Origin of the sequence: Ruegeria sp. HKCCA6837, assembly GCF_013034475.1 — a bacterium.
Lineage (GTDB): Bacteria > Pseudomonadota > Alphaproteobacteria > Rhodobacterales > Rhodobacteraceae > Ruegeria.
The window spans coordinates 1-18,064 of the sequence record NZ_WQGD01000033.1 but is presented as its reverse complement, the minus strand read 5'-3'; the positions used below and the strand labels follow the sequence as shown (position 1 = coordinate 18,064).

Sequence of the window (18,064 nt, the reverse complement as noted above, 5' to 3'; positions counted from 1 at the left end):
CCCTTGTTCCCCCCTCTCGACCAAAGTAGTGGCCCAATTTTACGGGGCAAAGACAAGTTCATACTCGACGTGAACGTCGACTTGAAACCCGACCAAGATAACTATCCAGAATTTTTTTTCGAAGCGATGCGAAGGCCGGGTCGAGTCGCACTTGTGGTTGGCGGGTCAGATTACCGAGCCGAAGTTAGATCCAAGCCAGCCTTGCTAGAACTAATTGGCCAACTAATTACCAGCGGACGTGTCCGCTCTGTGCCAGACTCCAGAGTCGATGCAGCCCAAAGCGCTCTAGTTTCGCGAATAGACGATTGCTTTGATGTCTGTCCAAGTGAGTGCGATGATCCGCACATTTTTGCTTTGGCATTGGTCAGCGGATGCAACAACGTCGTGACGCGGGATGCACGCATGGCGACTTGTCGGAACAAGATCAGAAATGTCGTAGGTCACGATCATTGTGCAGATATTCGCATCATTCAAGATCACGCTGCTTTCAGGCAATCTAGGTGATTCCGCATTGATGCCGTAAATCTTTAATTCACTTAGTTGGAAGCGTCAGCCAAGCAATGGGACATCGTAGGTCAGCTGTTTCTGACTAAGCGCCGAGCAATATTTGCCAAGTAGACCAACTGATTAATGATCTCTTCTCCAACGGGTGATCAACTAATTGGTGTACGAAAATTCGGCACACAAATCCTCACAACGGTTAAGCGACTGGCAAAAAAGAGGAATCATGCGCAATGATTTTATCAAATGATAAAAATCTCGCACATTTTTCGCACAGTCCAAGATATTAAAAAAAGTTGCTCTAACTGTGCGAGACTAAGATATTGATTTTGATTGATAAAATGGTGCCCCCACACGGACTCGAACCGCGGACCTACTGATTACAAATCAGTTGCTCTACCAGCTGAGCTATAGGGGCACTGACAGTCGATTACTTCCTCTGGCGGGGGACTGCAAGCCTCATTTTCAGCATGAACTAAGGTATTGTCGGTTTTCCTGAGAAAGTGCAAAAACCACTCAGGCAGAAACCCCACATAAGTCTGGTACAGCGAAGGACATGTGCGAGGTTGGGTATTGTATGTGAGGGTACGGAAGTCGACATGCAGGTAATCATTCATGCCGGTGCAGCCTTTACCGATGAAGGCCACATTTTGTCGTCGCTTGTTGCAAACAGACAGATGCTGGCAGAGATGAATACTGCTCCGATGAGCCTGCGGATGTCCCGACAATTCGTCAAGATCATGTCGGACGCGCTGATCCAGGGCACATCGATCGACGAAACGCGGGACAGTCTGGCCCCTCTTTTTCCACAAGACGTCAACCTGGAGCGTGTAGTTCTGTCGAGCGACAAGTTCTTTGGCCCCCGACGGACTGCGCTGCAACATGGTCAGATTTATCCTTTTGCGGGAAGGCGGACAGCATTTACCGAAACCCTCTTGGAAGGTGCGCAGCTTGAGCTGTTTGTCGGGCTGGTGAACCCTGGACTTTTCATTCCCAAAACACTGATGTCCATTCACGAAGACCACCGACGAGATATTCTGGCCAGCACTGACCTCAGTTGTCTCAGTTGGGTCAGCATGATTGAAGACCTGCGCGAACTTGCGCCTCAGTTTAAACTGACCGTATGGGAAAACGAAAATCTACCTCTGATCTGGGGTGATATTGTCCGGGCTATGACAGGGCTGCCCAGCGAGACACCCCTTCCCGATGAGTACTCCTTTTTGACGTCGCTCTTGACCGACGCAGGACAAAGACAAGTGCAGGAGATCCTTGGGCGGCGCACACCCTTGGATATACAAGGCCAACGCGAAGAATTGGCGCAAGTCCTCGAGGATCAAGCGCGCCCCGAGCAGGTTGAAGAAGAGTTGGATTTGCCTGGGTGGAACACGGACATATTTGACGCGTTTACAGAGCTTTATGCGCAGGACGTGGCAGCCATCCGCACCATGTCAGATATTCGCGTGTTATAGCCTTCGATCTCCGTTTCAGTCAGCACCCCAGATGCCCGTCTCTGATCCGTCATAACTCCGAATTACCCGTCATAACGACAGAATACCTGTACGTTTCGTCACATTTCACCCTGCCACCCGAACAGCCTGCGAACCATCGTTAAGTGAGGCATAAATTGGGAGGCTAAGACAGTAATGTCCTGGAATGTGTGTATCGTAGGCGCAGGCAAAATCGGGCAGATGACCGCGACCCTACTGAAAGCATCGCCAAATTACACCGTGTCTGTTGCGGATCACGACCTGAAATCACTGGCAGAAGTTGCAAAGCTTGGTGTGCCCACCAAGCAAGTCGACGCCAGCGACGCGCATAGTCTGGCCGCAAGTCTTAAGGGGTTTGATGCCGCAATCTCGGCGGCTCCCTTCTTTTTGACACCAAAGATTGCTGAGGCGGCTCAAAAGGCAGGCGCGCATTACTTTGATCTGACCGAGGATGTGGCCGCCACGAACGCTGTGCGCGCCTTGGCCGAGGGCAGCCAGACAGCATTCATGCCGCAATGCGGGTTGGCGCCGGGCTTTGTTGGTATCGCGGGCGCTTCTCTGGCCGCCGAATTTGACGAAATCGACAGCCTGCATATGCGGGTCGGTGCGCTGCCGCTCTATCCAACCAACGCGTTAAAATACAATCTGACCTGGTCAACTGACGGGCTGATCAACGAGTATTGCAACCCCTGCGATGCCATCGTGAACGGCCAACGGGTCAAAACCGCGCCGCTGGAAGACTACGAGGTTCTGGGGCATGACGGCGTGGAATACGAATGTTTCAACACTTCGGGCGGGCTGGGTACATTGCCCGAAACGCTTGAAGGCAAGGCGCGGTCAGTCTCGTATCGGTCGATCCGTTACCCGGGCCATTGTGACATTCTGAAACTGCTGCTGCATGATCTGGGCCTGGAACGTCGCCGCGATTTGCTGAAAGAGATTTTTGAATCCGCCCTGCCCCGTACAGATCAGGACGTTGTTCTGGTCTACTGCACAGCCAAGGGCATGATCGACGGCGCGCTGCGTGAAAAATCACTGATCAACAAAAGCTTTGCCCGTGACATCAGCGGCCAGACCTGGAGCGCTATTCAGGTCACGACAGCCGCAGGCGTTCTGGGCGTTGTCGACCTGATGCGCACGGGTGCGCTGCCTTCGAAAGGCTTTGTCCGGCAAGAGCAGGTGAAGCTGCCCGACTTCCTGAAGACTGAATTTGGCGCGCTCTATCGCGCTGGTGATGCAACCCCTCAAAACAAAGCGGCCTGAGACATGAAAGACGTTGTAATGACTGCAGAAACCACACTTTCGAAACTGGACCTGACTGTGGCTGAATTGACCGGCGGCACCTTGCAGGTGACGTCTCCGATAGATGGTCGTGTATTGGCCGACGTGCATGAAACGCCCGCCGCTGAGATGAAATCGATCATCGCCCGGTCGCAAGCTGCGTTCAAAGCCTGGCGCGTGGTGCCCGCACCGCAGCGGGGCGAGTTGATCCGGCTGCTGGGTGAAGAACTGCGCGCTGCCAAAGACGATCTTGGCGCGCTTGTGAGCTGGGAAGCTGGTAAGATCACCTCCGAAGGTTTGGGCGAAGTGCAAGAGATGATCGACATCTGCGATTTTGCCGTTGGCCTGTCGCGGCAGCTTTACGGACTGACCATCGCATCCGAGCGTCCGGGGCACAGGATGATGGAAACCTGGCACCCTGCCGGGCCGGTAGGTGTGATCTCGGCCTTCAACTTTCCGGTTGCGGTCTGGTCGTGGAACGCGGCGCTGGCGATTGTCTGTGGCGATCCGGTGATCTGGAAACCGTCCGAGAAGACACCGCTGACTGCAATGGCGTGCCAGAAGATCTTTGAACGTGCTCTGGCCCGTTTTGGCGATGCCCCTGACGGTTTGTTGCAGACCGTGATCGGTGGCGCGGCTTTGGGCGAGGCTCTGGTTTCAAGCGAAGATGTACCCGTAATCTCGGCAACCGGTTCGACGCGTATGGGTCGTGCGGTGGCGCCCATCGTCGCGGCGCGCTTTGGCAAGTGCATTCTGGAACTGGGTGGTAACAACGCGATGATCGTTGGCCCCTCGGCAGATCTGGAAATGGCCGTGCGCGCCATTGTGTTTTCGGCAGTTGGCACCGCAGGTCAGCGCTGCACAACCTTACGCCGCCTGATCGTTCACAACTCGATCAAGGACGAATTGGTGGCCCGCCTAAAGAAAGCTTATTCTGGTTTGCCCATCGGCGACCCGATGGCCGAAGGCACGCTGGTTGGGCCTTTGGTGGATGAAGCCTCGGGCGCAGCCATGACAGCTGCGCTGAAGGCGGCAGAGGCCGAAGGTGGTAAGGTGTTCGGCGGCAACTGTGTGACCGAAGGTGTCCCCGGCGGTGTCTATATGGAACCTGCGATCGTCGAGATGCCCGGGCAGTCCGATACTGTGAAGACCGAAACATTTGCGCCTATCCTTTATGTCTTGGGCTATGAGGATTTCAACGAGGCCATCGAACTGCAAAACGATGTGCCGCAGGGGCTGTCTTCTTGCGTGTTCACCCTGAATATGCGCGAGGCCGAGCAGTTCCTGACCGCGGCCGGATCCGATTGCGGCATCGCCAACGTCAATATCGGGCCATCAGGGGCCGAAATCGGCGGGGCATTTGGCGGTGAAAAGGAAACCGGGGGCGGACGTGAAAGCGGTTCGGACGCGTGGAAAGCGTATATGCGCCGTCAAACGAATACCGTGAACTACTCAGCGGAACTGCCGCTTGCGCAGGGTGTAAAGTTCGACATCTAAGGCCCGCGCTGTTCGTAAAAGAGTAGCCTCTCAAGCAAACAAGAACTGGCCGCATCGGGTAGGAAGACCCCGGCGCGGCCATTTTGATCCATTCAGCTAGCCAGCTGATCGCCGGTGCTTTGACTGCTTTATCAACCAATCCGAAAAGACCTGAACAGCTTCGTTTTTTTGCCCGGTTGGGAAAGCCACGTAATACGCGCTGCCTGACACATTCGCGACCTGACCAATCTCGACTAGGGCTCCCGAGGCCAACTCGGCCTCGATCAGATAAGACGGCAGGATCGCAGCCCCCAACCCGGCAACGGCCCCCTCGATCAGCATCGAAAACTGATCAAAGCGCATCCCCGGAAACACAGCGCGCGCACCCAATCCCAGGCTGTCATGATAGTCTGACCATTGCTCGGACCGTGAGGTGAGATGCAATAGCGGCAGATCGAACACATCTTGTTTTTCGTCAAGCCCAGCGCTGCCCACCAGTGCAGGCGCAGCCGTGACCACCAGATGCTCCGGGAACAGCTTGCGCAGCGCGGCACCCGGCCAGTCATCATGGCCAAAGTGGATGGCAACGTCCACGCGCCGCTCTTCCAAACTAAACGGCGTCGTATAGGAATGAAGGTCCAGTACGATCTCTGGATGTGACGCTTTGAAATCGGCCAGGCGGGGCACCAGCCATCGCGTCGCGAAGGTGGGCAACACTGCCATGGTTAAAAGGGTGGCGCCGTCCCCAGCGGCAATGGCACGGTTGATTGTACCGCTCAGTCGTTCAAGATCGCCGGCCAGTTCCTCGCGCAAAGCGCGCCCTGCTTTTGACAGCCGAACGGCCCGCCCAACGCGGCGAAACAGCGTAACACCTATTGCCGCCTCCAACTCGCGCACCTGACGACTGACCGCGCCCTGCGTAACGCCCAGTTCCTCTGCCGCCATGGTATAGCTTTCATGACGCGCTGCGGCTTCAAAACTGCGCATCAGGGCAAGAGACGGAAGAGCGTTGATCCTGGGCATGACATCCATGAGCTTTAGTCACAGAAAAGATACCTATTGAGGTGTTTTTCTCAAGTAATTTAGGCATTAGTTTCATGCTGAATTTCAAAGGAAATGACATGTTGTTCCAACGTGCAGAGCGGCTAAACGGGATCGAACTCTCTGAGATCGTGCAGATTTCCGAGGCTGCTGCCCGTCTGCGTGCGGATGGCCGCGATATTGTGGCGCTGTCAACGGGTGAGCCGGACTTGCCCACGCCGCCACATGTGGTCGAGGCGGCCCACGCCGCGGCGCAAGACGGTAAGACAAAATACCCGCCGACAGCGGGTATTCCCGATCTGCGCACCGAGATCGCTCGTCAGGCAGGGGTCGAGATGGCGCAAGTCATCGTGTCGACCGGGGCAAAACAGGTGATCGCAAACGCAATGCTATCCAGCCTGAACCCCGGCGACGAGGTGATCATGCCCGCGCCCTATTGGAGCAGCTATTCCGATATTGTTCGCATGGCGGGAGGAACGCCGGTTGTCCTGCCTTGCCCGATGGAACAGGGCTTCAAGCTGCTGCCTGAACAGCTTGAGGCCGCGATCACACCGCGTACCCGCTGGCTGATGCTCAACACACCGTCGAACCCGTCCGGGGCCATCTACACGCAGGATGAGATCGCCGCCCTGGCCACCGTCTTGACGCAGCACCCGCATGTCTGGGTTCTGGCGGATGAGATTTATCAACACCTCAGCTTTGTTCCGTTCACCTCGGTAGCCGAAGCCGCACCAGAACTTGTCGGGCGCATGTTGATCGTCAATGGCGTGGCCAAGGCCTGGTCCATGACCGGTTGGCGCATCGGCTGGGGGATTGGCCCCGCCGATCTGATCAAGGCGATGGTGGCGGTGCAAGGTCAGGTGACCTCGGGCGCGTGTTCGATTTCACAATGGGCCTCTTTGGCGGCTATCACTTGTGATCCGAAGTTGCTGGAAGAGCGCCGCGACCTGTTCGCCCAACGCCGTGATCTTGTGGTTGCCGGGCTGAACGCGGTTGTCGGGCTGCAGTGTAACGCGCCTGATGGGGCCTTTTATGCCTTCCCCTCATGCGCGGAATTGCTTGCAGATCACGGCGGACCCTTCAAGAATGATGCGGACTTTTGCGGCTGGGTGCTGGAAGAAGCCGGTGTCGCCCTTGTCCCCGGTCGCGCTTTTGGCTTGCCCGGACATTTCCGCCTGAGCTTCGCTTATGCCCTAGATACAATAGCAGCTGGCCTTGAACGCCTTAAATCGGCTGTAGAAAGGAAACTCTGATGAAACCACAATCCCGTCCGCAGCTTGGCCCCTTCACCTGGGAAGACCCGTTCCTGCTGGAAGACCAACTGGCCGAAGACGAACGCATGGTGCGCGATGCCGCGCGTGCCTATGCGCAGGACAAGCTGCTGCCACGCGTCACCGAAGCTTTTGCCAAGGAAGAAACCGACCCCGGTATATTCCGCGAAATGGGTGAGATGGGCCTGTTAGGCACCACCATCCCCGAAGAGTTCGGCGGCATAGGCTCCAGCTATGTGACTTATGGCCTTGTGGCGCGTGAAGTTGAGCGTGTCGACAGCGGTTACCGCTCGATGATGTCGGTCCAGTCCAGCTTGGTGATGTATCCGATCTATGCCTACGGCACCGACGAACAACGCCAGAAATACCTGCCGAAACTGGCCAGCGGCGAGTTCATTGGGTGTTTTGGCTTGACCGAACCAGACGCAGGTTCGGACCCTGGTGGGATGAAGACCGTCGCCAAAAAGACCGACGGCGGATATGTGTTGAATGGCTCGAAAATGTGGATCTCGAACGCACCGATTGCGGATGTGTTTGTGGTCTGGGCCAAGTCCGAGGCACATGACGGCAAGATCAAAGGCTTTGTTCTGGACAAGGGCATGGCCGGGCTGTCCGCGCCCAAGATCGAAGGCAAACTGTCGCTGCGCGCCTCGATCACTGGTGAGATCGTGATGAACAATGTTGAGGTCGCAGAAGACGCACTGTTGCCCAATGTCGAGGGCCTCAAAGGTCCGTTCGGCTGTCTGAACCGCGCGCGGTATGGGATTGCCTGGGGCACCATGGGCGCAGCCGAAGCCTGCTGGCACGCCGCCCATCAATACGGGATGGATCGCAAGCAATTCGGGCGACCTTTGGCGCAAACCCAGTTGTTTCAATTGAAACTTGCCAACATGCAGACCGAGATTGCCCTTGGCCTGCAGGCCGCCCTTCGCGTGGGTCGCCTGATGGACGAAGCTCGCGCCGCGCCCGAAATGATCAGCCTGATCAAGCGCAACAATTGCGGCAAGGCGCTCGAGATCGCGCGCCACGCCCGTGACATGCATGGCGGCAACGGTATCAGTCAGGATTTTCACGTTATCCGGCACATGGTGAATCTGGAAACGGTGAACACCTATGAAGGCACACACGACGTACACGCGCTGATTTTGGGGCGCGCGCAAACGGGCCTGCAAGCCTTCGCCTAAGGACAGTCAACATGGATCGCGCAGCCATTGTGCACGAAAACTTCCTGCGTCGCGTGGCGGCGCGGGATTTCCCCGCAGGTGACACCCCTGCTGGTCCCTTGACCCAGACCGAGGCCGTGGGGCTGTATCGCGCACAATGCCTCAGCCGAGCGCTGGATCGGCAAAGCCGCGCGATGCAGAAATCCGGTCAGGGGTTCTATACCATTGGGTCGTCCGGCCACGAAGGCATGGCAGCTGTCGCCGCCGCGCTGCGCCCGACCGATCCGGCCTTTCTGCATTATCGCGATGCTGCCTTTCAAATCGCCCGCTCTGATCAGGTGCCGGGGCAAAGCCCAACCTGGGATATCCTACTGTCATTTGCTTCGTCTTCTGAAGACCCGATCAGCGGTGGGCGGCATAAAGTATTGGGGTCCAAGGCACTGTGCATTCCGCCGCAGACCTCAACCATTGCCAGCCACCTACCCAAAGCGGTGGGCGCGGCATATGCCATTGGCGCGGCCCGCCGCCACCGCCCGGAACATGCTGACATGCCGGATGATGCGATTGTCTATTGTTCCTTTGGCGATGCCTCGGCCAACCATTCAACCGCGCAAGGGGCGTTCAACACTGCGCAATGGACGTCTTACCAATCTGTGCCTCTGCCATTGCTGTTTTGCTGTGAAGACAATGGCATTGGTATTTCGACCAAAACACCGCAGGGCTGGATCGCGGCAACCTTCCAGAATCGGCCGGGACTGAAATACTTCAGTTGCAACGGGCTTGATCTGTTCGACACATTCCGCGTCGCGCAAGAGGCGGCCGACTACGTGCGCCGCCGTCGCAAACCCGCCTTCCTTCATGTGCGCACTGTGCGTCTTTACGGTCATGCCGGGGCGGATATGCCGACCACCTATCTGCCGAAGTCGGAAGTTGAGGCAGAGGAGGCCAACGATCCCCTGCTGCATTCTGTCCGCCTGCTGGAACAATCCGGGGCGATGCAGCCCGAGGACGCCTTGGGCGTCTATACCGATACCTGCGCACGTGTCGCCCGTGTCGCAGACAAAGCTGTCACCCGCCCGCGACTGAAAACAGCAAGTGACGTGATGGCCAGTCTGATCCCACCTGCGCGCCCCTGTGCATCGACCAATGGCCCAAGCCCAGAGCAAAGAGCCGAAGTGTTCGGCAGCGATCTAAAGGCGCAATCCGAGCCTCAGATCATGTCGCGCCTGATCAATTGGACCCTGACCGACCTGATGCTGGAACACGATGAGATCGTGATGATGGGAGAAGATGTCGGGCGCAAAGGTGGTGTCTACGGCGTGACGCAAAAACTGCAGGCACGTTTCGGCCCCGACCGGATGATCGATACTTTGCTGGACGAACAATCGATCCTGGGTCTGGCCATCGGTATGGCGCAAAATGGCTTTGTTCCGATGCCGGAAATCCAGTTCCTAGCCTATCTGCACAATGCCGAAGACCAATTGCGTGGCGAGGCGGCCACCCTGCCCTTCTTCTCGAACGGTCAATACACCAACCCGATGGTCGTGCGTATTGCCGGGCTGGGATACCAGAAAGGCTTTGGCGGGCATTTCCACAACGATAACTCAGTCGCAGTTCTGCGCGACATTCCGGGCCTGATCCTGGCCTGCCCGTCGAACGGCGCGGATGCCGCGCGGATGCTGCGGGAATGTGTCCGTCTGGCGCGCGAAGAACAGCGGCTCGTTGTCTTCCTTGAGCCCATCGCGCTCTATTCGATGCGCGATCTGCATGAAACGGGCGATGGTGGGTGGATGCAAACCTATCCCGACCCGTCCGAGCGCATCGGGTTCGGAGAAGTCGGCGTGAACGGAGACGGGGACGATCTTGCCATGGTGACCTTTGGCAATGGTGTCTATCTCAGCCACCAGGCGCAAAAGGCGTTGCAGGCGGATGGTATCAACACCCGGATCGTTGACCTGAGGTGGCTGTCGCCCTTGCCAAAAGATGCGCTAACCCAAGCAGTCGCCGGGGCCAAACGTATCCTGGTCGTTGACGAAACCCGACACCATGGCGGTGTGGCCGAAGCGCTGATGGCGCATTTCCACGAAACTGCAAATGTGCCACTGGCCCGCATCACGGCCGAAGACAGCTTCATCGCAACCGGCCCTGCCTATGCCGCCACAATGCCGTCAAAGGACAGCGTCGAGGCTGCGGCGCGGCGCCTGATGGAGACCGAGGTATGATCCAAGAAAAACAGACCGCCGTTGTCATATGCCCCGGTCGGGGCACGTATAACAAACCCGAACTGGGGGTGTTGGGGCGGCAATTCTCGGACAAGGCTTTGTTGGCGCGGTTCGACCAGATGCGCAGCGCACAGGGACAGGAAACTCTGACTGAGCTGGACGGTGCAGCGCGGTATTCAGTTGCGAAACATACGCGCGGCGATAACGCCTCGGCCCTGATCTATGCTGCGACGCTGGGCGATTTCCGTGCCATTGACCGCAACAAGATCGACGTGGTTGCGGTGACGGGTAACTCGATGGGTTGGTATTCGGCCCTGGCCTGCGCGGGTGCGTTGACTGCCGAAGGTGGGTTCGAGGTCGTCAACACAATGGGCACGCTGATGCAGGACAACATGATTGGCGGGCAACTGGTTTATCCATTTCTGAACGCGGATTGGCACCCGGATCCAGCCCGCAAGGCCGAGTTGATGGCTCTGATCGACCAGATCGACGGCACGAGCGCAACGCTGACTCTGTCGATTGATCTGGGAGGAATGTTGGTGCTGGCCGGGGATGAGGCCGGGCTAGCCGCGTTCGAACAAGCCGTACCGGTGGTGCAGGAGCGTTTCCCTTTGGGCCTGGCCAATCACGCGGGCTTTCATTCGCACCTTCAAGCCCCCGTCGCCGCACAGGGTCGCGCGCGACTGGGTGTAGATCTTTTCCAACAACCCGGTCTTCCAATGATCGACGGGCGTGGCCATATCTGGTGGCCCGGAGCTTGTGACACGCACGCGCTGTGGGACTACACATTGGGTCATCAGGTCACGGAAACCTACGACTTTACCCATGCGATTGCGCAGGCCGCTCGAGAGTTCGCGCCGGATCTGTTCATCGTCACCGGCCCCGGCACCACGTTGGGCGGGGCTGTGGCGCAATCCCTAATCCTCAGCAATTGGGACGGGCTGGGTGACAAGGCCGCCTTCCAAAGCGCGCAACGCACCGCACCATTTCTGGTTTCAATGGGGATGGATGATCAAAGAGCACAAGTCACCTAGCCTTGCGCTCTCTTTTGGTTTCTGTCTTTGGCTAGCGGGACATACCGCTACAGGTTGACGAGTTTGTGCTGACCGTCAGACCCCAGAAAGCTTGTTTGGCCGGACCCAAACGCCGCCTGAAAGGCTTTGTCCGTCTTGGCCCATTCCAGCAGCGCCTTGGCCTCTTTCAGCGCGTCAGGTCCTGTTGGCGCAGCAGAGATGGCCGCCAGGATTTGTCGCAGTTTTGAGTTTTTGTCCGCGACGCTTGCCCCGACCTCAAGCACAAGGCCAACTACCGGAGGCGGGGTATATACATAGTCCGCATCGGATTGCGCCGCAATACGGGCTTGCAAGGCCGGAACGATATCGATCGTGTCATGAACATAGGTCCAACTGGTGGACAGCCCCTCGATCATCGGATTGTCGGTCCCGGCCAGCATTGTGATCGGTGTGGTTTTGTAGATCACGATCGGTTTGCCGGCCGCATAGGCAATAGAGGATTCAACCAGACTGCCCCCGTCAGGCACACGCCCATCCATGTTGAAAACCAAACACGTACACCGACCGATCAACTGATAGATATCCAGCGAATAAGTGACTTTGCGCACGATCGAGAGCGCGATTTGCCCTTCTTGCGATGAAATCTGGGGATCAAGAAGCAAAGCCATCAGCTTGCCGACTTCAAGCCCGTCTCGCTGCGGTAGATAGGTTGTGAACCCCCCAGCCTCAAGCACGGCGGCAATGTTCTGCTGCTCCCAAAGATCCCCGACGCTGAACATCGGCCCCGAGCAATAAACGATCTGTTCTGACATTTGAAAAAGCTCCACAAATAAACTTCAGGTATTAACGGCAGTAAGAACGCGGGATGCCCTTTGCGCATCCGGAGTGTCTGTTCCGGGCTCGAGTGTCTTGAGAACAGTCGCCAACCGATTTCGGGTGGTCCGATCCTCGGTTCCAAGTACGTCATCCAGCGTTAGCAAAGCCCGTAATTCCAACGAGCGGGCATTGTTGCCGCGTGCCAGGTCCACAGCTTCGGACAGGCTTTCGACCGCTGCGGTGCGGTCACCCATCGTTGCCTGCACCACACCCAACAGACGTTTCAGTTCAGCGTCCCAGAAATGCTGACCCAACATCGCCGACATCTGGCTGCCTGTTTGCAACACGCCCAGCGCAATCTCGGGGTTGCCCTGATCCGCCTGCGCGCTGGCCATAATGGCAAAGCCCAGACCCACAGCAGACTGACTGCCGCTGCCGGACAGGATGCCAAGCCCTGCTTCGATGTCTTGCAGGCGTTTGGCAGGCGGATCAATCTTTTGACCCGCGCGCAGCAGCAGGCATAACCCTTGCCAAAACGGTATCCCAAGATTAGTGCAGAACATGACTGTTTCGTCCGCGACCTCATAAGCCAACGCCTCATCCCCTCGGTAATGATGAATGAGCGCCAGATAAGAGCGTGCGGCGGCAAGGCTGAGGGCGGATTCAAGCCCTTCGGCAAGGGCAACCCCCTGACATGCCCGTCTGAGACCGGTTTGCGCCGCCCCTAACCACCAATGCGAGGCCGCAGCAGCCCCATAGGCCACAACACCCTGATCGGTACCGACACCGTAGGTCACATTTGCAAAATCTTCGGGTTGATATAGCGAGACCGCCGTTTCCGCATGGTCCAGCGCGTCTTGTACATCACCGATCTGAAACTTCGCATTTGCGAGTGAAGAATGGGCCCGAAGCAACCCAATGCGATGATTGGCAGGTTCTGACCACGACAATATCTGAAGCGCAAAGTCACAGGCTTTGCCGCAGTCGCCCTTCCCAATCCAATAGGCCGCCAACCCATTCAGTGCCGAGGACCGCTCATCATAGTCCTTTAGCGTTTCTGCTATGCTCAGCGCACGTTCCCATACCGGAACGATTTCATCTGATCCAAACCCGCGCACTCCCATCAAAGCGTTACCCAGCAATATCTGTAGCGACAGCTCAGAGACGTGGCGCTCGGGCGATTCCGGTGCGCCTTCCAACGCTTCTAGCGCGCGCCTGTACAGCGTTGCGGCGTCCTCGACCGCAGCCTGTTTTGCTGCGCTTCGACCTGCTTTTTTGAACCACTCCGCAGCTGGGTTGAACTGCTCGGACTCAAGCAAATGGTAGGCCACCACAGACGGAGCCATGCCTCCTTGCCGGCTGAACTGGGTCGTCAACTGATCTGCCGTTACTGCATGAAGCGCCTTGCGACGCTGACGCAGCAAAGTGCCATAAGCCCCATCGCGGGTCAGGGCGTGGCGGAAGAAATAGCTGTCTGGTTGACCTTCATGCCGCCGGATAAGATCAGCCTCCAGTAGCTGGTCAAGCGCCGCATCCAATCCATCGGCGTCGAGTTCCGAGACCGCTGCCAGAAGCGTCCGATCAAACACCTGCCCCAGAACAGAAGCCACCTGAGCGGTACCTTTCGCGTTGCCCGACAGACGGTCAAGCTGTTGCATGACCAGACCATCAAGTGATGTTGGTATGAGGGAATGACGCCCGGCCTCATCACGCAGCGCTTGTCGCGTCAGTTCTTCCAGAAACAACGGCACACCCTGTGCCCGATCAATCAGTTGCTGTATGTCTTCGGCGCTGAGACGCTGAGCGTCATCGATCACGCGAATGAGCTCATGCGCCTCAGTGTCTTCCAGCGTCGCCAGTTCGATAACGCGGCCAAGCAGTTTCTTTGCCACCCCGTCTTTGGCATGTCGCGAAGTGACGACGCACAGGACCTTCGCAGGCGTATCCCTCTCCAACATCAAGTTCAGCAAGTCGATCGTCGTCGCATCGCTCCAATGCAAATCTTCGCAAACCAAAACGACAGGGCGCTGATTAGACAGAAACTCGATCCAGCGCACCAAGGTTTCCAACGTCAGCTTGCGCAGACTTTCCGGGCTCTCGTTCGCCAGCTCTGAGGATTCCGGCACATGGATACCAAGAAGGTTGGCAATGACGGGAAACGCATTGTCCGGCCTATCGTCCCAAGCTGCCAAACCGTCCTGCAACCGGGACGCGGCGTCCTCAGTTTCCTGTGGATCTGCAATCCCCAGACTTTTCAAAGCCAATTCGATGAACGGATGCAGGGCCGCGCCGGTCTGCAATACATCACACCTGGCCTCAAGCCAGGTATGCGGCGTTTCATTAAGACCGGCCTGAAACCTGTCGATCAACGAACTTTTTCCCAATCCGGGCTCAGCAACGATGCTCACACTGGACCTAGAGCCATTTAGAACCGCCCCAAATTCTGAGGTTAGCGCGGACAGCTCCTCACTTCGACCCACCAGAGCATTCATTTGCCGCACCGCAGATCGCTTTGCCGCCGCGGATCGGCGCAATTGATGAAGAACTACTTTGTCTGCAATCCCCTTCAGCTGAACCGGTGGCTGGGGTCTTGAAGCGAACTTTTCTTTCAGCAAATGCAGTGCGGATTCACTGGTGAAGATCGTGCCCGGCGATGCTGCTGATTGAATACGTGCGGCGACATTCACAGTCTCACCCAATAGAATGTCACCCAGACCTTCGCTGCTTTGTCCGACGACCACTGGCCCGGCATGGATACCGACACGCGCTTGCAGCGGCGCCTTAAGCCGGGACTGACCGACTTGGCCCAACCCCTCCAGCATCTCAAAAGCCGCGCGCACGGCCCGTTCTGCGTCATTTTCCTGCGCTTGTGGGTACCCGAAATAAACAAGAAGCCCATCACCCAGATAATGCGCGATTTTTCCACCGAATTTTTCGAATGCCGCACTTCCGAACTTTTGAAACGCCAACATAAGATCGGCGAAATCTTCGGAATCCATCTTGGTGCTTAGCTCGGTAGAGCCCACAACATCGACAAAAGCAAGAACAAGCCGCCGCCTCTCACCGCTGAGTCCAGAGTCTTTATGAGTACCAGCGGAGGTCTTTGCCATAAGGTCACCTGCGCGCAAAAATGAAAAAACAGTCTAGTTAAAAGCAAGCTATTGTTCAAACAAACACGCAAAGGTGTCACTAGGTCAAGTTTTGTGATACCTCTCAGAAATAGTCAGCCCTCGTGTTCAAGACGGGCACGAGGCAACAAAACGTTATTAAAACATATATATTGGGTGGATTATGGGCGACATCAGATATGTCTGTCTTTCGGATATGCATTTCGGGGCGGATAACAGTATTTTAACCCGTCTGGACGCAACCAACGGGCAAGTAGACCCGATGCACCCAAGCGATGTTCTTATCCACCTGGCGAACTGCCTGAGGCACCTGATCAACGAAAACTCACGCGACCGACTGCCAACGCTTATTCTGAATGGCGACATTCTTGATCTGGCCTTCAGCACCGAAAATGTCGCTGCAATGGCGTTTCGGCACTTTCTTGAACTGACCATGCCGGAAGACCCGGCCGCCCGGCTTTTCGACCCCGAGATTGTGTTCATTCCCGGCAATCACGACCATCACCTGTGGGAAACCTGTCGAGAACGCCAATATGCAGAGTCTTTGAGTTCCGCCGATTGGAGCAATCCCCTGCCCCGCCCACCGCACATCACTCCGATGCGCGACCCGCAAGGGGTGCCGAGCTATTTCGTGAATGCAATCACACACAGCCTTCCCTGGCTTTCAGAAACCCGGATCAAAACCGTTTATCCAAACTTCGCCATCACGTCCGGGAACAGGCTGATCGTGGTCAGCCATGGGCACTTCATCGAAGACGCCTATCTGATGGTCAGTGAGTTCGCAGATCTTCTGTACCCAAAGACTACTCCGCCCGAGACGATGGAGGCGTGGGAAGCGCAGAACTTTGCCTGGATCGATTTCGTCTGGTCGGTTCTGGGCCGATCTGGGCACATCGGGGTCGACGAAGAAAACGTCTATAATACTGAAAACAGCCCCAAAGCGATTGGATCACTGCTGGGCAGTGCTGCCCGAAATCTAGTTCTGAAAAAGGGCGGCGCGACCGGGAAGACACTTGCCAATGGCGTCGGCGAAATGGTCAGCGCGCTGGTCACCGACTATTTTGAACGTGGGCAGACCGATACCCTACTCAGCGACGACGGAGCAGGCGTCAAACGGTTCATGCAGATCCCTGTTCAAGAGCAAATAAAATCAGAGTTCGGCCCGAGCGTTCCTTCACAAGTTTCTCTTGTATTTGGCCACACGCACAAACCTTTTGAATCGGTCATGCCGTTGGAACATTTTTTTGTGCCAAATTTCGCCGCCTACAACAGCGGCGGCTGGGTTGTCGACAGCCCCGAAGTCAAACCGCTTATCGGAGGCGCAATCGTGTTGATTGACGAGGACGCCAATCTCGCCTCGTTGCGCATGTATAACGAGGGCCACGACACATCGGACTATCGCGTCTCGGTCCAAATCGCCGAGAACCAAGACGAAGCGGATAACCCGCTATTTGCGCAACTGTCCAAATCCGTTGACTCCCAGAAATGGCCCTGGTCGGATTTCTCCAAGGCCGCAGCCGTAGCTGTAAAACAGCACAACGCGCGCTTAGCCGATTTCCTTAAAGGCAAAGACAGTACAGGACAGGGTTAATGGGCCTAAGATCAATTGAGCATCACGAAGCCGTGCAGCCCAAGGTCGAAATGACCATCTAGAAAGCACTTAAAAGTTCAGCCAAAAAAGGTACCGGGGCGGAAACGAACCACCGCCACGAGGATTTTCGATCAAGTTTCATACTTGATTTTAAGAAGTTACAAAAAACTGCGTCACGTTGTGTAGAGCTTATGGAAACTGGGTTTCAAGAGAAAGCGGTGCGCCGATCACACTTCTGCGGTGCAGCTCCGGGGCATGAGGCGGCTGATATTGACCCGTTTCAAGCCGGACAGTGATTGGTTGAGCTAGGAGTGCGGATTCTCGATAAATGGCAGATAATTTGGTAACGAACCCCGGTTGGCTTCGCGTGGGCTGGGTTGGCGCTTGATCAGGCAGACATTTGCTTTGTCCTCGACATGGATCGCGATCTACGCCGTCTCGATACCTTCCGGGGCCAGTCCACACTTATTGAGGCAAACCTTTTCAGACCTGCACACGAACTGCGTGTAGTCTGCGACCCGCTTCTCTGGCTGAACGATGCGCGCCGCTGTCCGGATGATGATGATCCCATCATCCTACTGGTCAGTCCGAGACCGAGCCAGCAGAACAACAGTATGAGCCTCGTCCACGCGCATATTGATCCTCGCTTAGCAACCAGTGTTCGCGGCGGGAGCCTGAAAAGGGAGGCTCGTCCGCCGCTGAATGTTGCCGACTTATTTTGTATTCACGATCGGTGGATTTTTGCAGCGTCCTAAACAGTAATGAACGCCAGCAGCGGCTCCGGGTTGTAGTGTCGGCGGTGGGGTTGTGGGAAACAGCATGTCAACACACGCGTCAGGGTCCACCTTAAAGTACGCAGCGATGCGCGGTGGCATTCCCGCAGTAGTGCTGGTGTACATCTTCCATGCCGGGTTGCTATTTTTGCTTTTAGCATTCGCCTCCCAGTAGTTTACAACGCGAATGTTTCGCCCATTTGCATACAACTTATAATTCAAGTTTTGATTGTCCGGCGAAGCTTTTGTCTAGCCCCCGTGTTCTGGGCCATTTCGGACTAGAGTTTCGGGGACTGGTGGG

General features: G+C 56.5%; 11 protein-coding genes and 1 tRNA gene. 8 read left to right on the top strand and 4 right to left on the bottom strand.

Annotated elements, in window-relative coordinates:
• Positions 1-843: 843 nt before the first annotated feature.
• Positions 844-919: transfer RNA gene (locus GOV91_RS21780), tRNA-Thr, on the bottom strand.
• Positions 920-1,100: 181 nt separating this feature from the next.
• Here GOV91_RS21780 and GOV91_RS21775 point away from each other — a divergent pair.
• The 3 genes from GOV91_RS21775 to GOV91_RS21765 all read left to right on the top strand — a co-directional run bounded on the left by GOV91_RS21775 (position 1,101) and on the right by GOV91_RS21765 (position 4,766).
• Positions 1,101-1,970, top strand: a complete 870-nt coding sequence (locus tag GOV91_RS21775) for a hypothetical protein (protein ID WP_171237027.1) — start codon at positions 1,101-1,103, stop codon at positions 1,968-1,970.
• 174 nt (positions 1,971-2,144) lie between these two features.
• Complete coding sequence (locus GOV91_RS21770; protein ID WP_171237026.1) at positions 2,145-3,251, top strand: saccharopine dehydrogenase family protein; 1,107 nt, start codon at positions 2,145-2,147, stop codon at positions 3,249-3,251.
• Positions 3,252-3,269: 18 nt separating this feature from the next.
• A complete protein-coding gene (locus GOV91_RS21765; RefSeq protein WP_371732354.1) occupies positions 3,270-4,766 on the top strand; it encodes an aldehyde dehydrogenase family protein in 1,497 nt (498 codons plus the stop codon).
• A gap of 96 nt (positions 4,767-4,862) precedes the next feature.
• On the opposite strand, the gene GOV91_RS21760 is transcribed toward GOV91_RS21765, so the two are convergent.
• Positions 4,863-5,768: a LysR substrate-binding domain-containing protein gene (locus GOV91_RS21760; protein ID WP_209940322.1), complete on the bottom strand. Its 906-nt coding sequence runs from the start codon at positions 5,766-5,768 to the stop codon at positions 4,863-4,865.
• A gap of 98 nt (positions 5,769-5,866) precedes the next feature.
• On the opposite strand from GOV91_RS21760, the gene GOV91_RS21755 reads away from it, so the two are divergent.
• Genes GOV91_RS21755 through GOV91_RS21740 form a run of 4 tightly spaced genes read left to right on the top strand, consistent with a single transcriptional unit; the run spans position 5,867 to position 11,476 of the window.
• Complete coding sequence (locus GOV91_RS21755) at positions 5,867-7,039, top strand: pyridoxal phosphate-dependent aminotransferase (protein WP_254440761.1); 1,173 nt, start codon at positions 5,867-5,869, stop codon at positions 7,037-7,039.
• Entirely contained in the window at positions 7,039-8,241 is a 1,203-nt protein-coding gene (locus GOV91_RS21750) for an acyl-CoA dehydrogenase (RefSeq protein WP_171237024.1), read from the top strand. The genes GOV91_RS21755 and GOV91_RS21750 overlap by 1 nt, the downstream gene beginning before the upstream one ends.
• Positions 8,242-8,252: 11 nt before the next feature.
• Positions 8,253-10,442 carry an alpha-ketoacid dehydrogenase subunit alpha/beta gene (locus GOV91_RS21745; protein WP_171237023.1) on the top strand — a complete coding sequence of 730 codons (2,190 nt, stop codon included), beginning with the start codon at positions 8,253-8,255 and terminating at the stop codon, positions 10,440-10,442.
• The gene (locus tag GOV91_RS21740) at positions 10,439-11,476 is read left to right on the top strand and encodes an ACP S-malonyltransferase (RefSeq protein WP_171237022.1); all 1,038 of its coding nucleotides are present in this window, start codon (positions 10,439-10,441) and stop codon (positions 11,474-11,476) included. Before GOV91_RS21745 ends, GOV91_RS21740 begins: the two co-directional genes overlap by 4 nt.
• A 47-nt stretch (positions 11,477-11,523) precedes the next feature.
• Here GOV91_RS21740 and GOV91_RS21735 read toward each other — a convergent pair whose 3' ends face one another.
• Together GOV91_RS21735 and GOV91_RS21730 are read right to left on the bottom strand one after the other, a co-directional pair.
• Entirely contained in the window at positions 11,524-12,267 is a 744-nt protein-coding gene (locus GOV91_RS21735; RefSeq protein ID WP_171175784.1) for a nucleoside 2-deoxyribosyltransferase, read from the bottom strand.
• A gap of 24 nt (positions 12,268-12,291) precedes the next feature.
• Complete coding sequence (locus GOV91_RS21730; RefSeq protein WP_171237021.1) at positions 12,292-15,381, bottom strand: AAA family ATPase; 3,090 nt, start codon at positions 15,379-15,381, stop codon at positions 12,292-12,294.
• 181 nt (positions 15,382-15,562) lie between these two features.
• On the opposite strand from GOV91_RS21730, the gene GOV91_RS21725 reads away from it, so the two are divergent.
• Positions 15,563-16,990 carry a metallophosphoesterase gene (locus tag GOV91_RS21725; protein WP_171237020.1) on the top strand — a complete coding sequence of 476 codons (1,428 nt, stop codon included), beginning with the start codon at positions 15,563-15,565 and terminating at the stop codon, positions 16,988-16,990.
• The last annotated feature ends 1,074 nt before the right edge of the window (positions 16,991-18,064 follow it).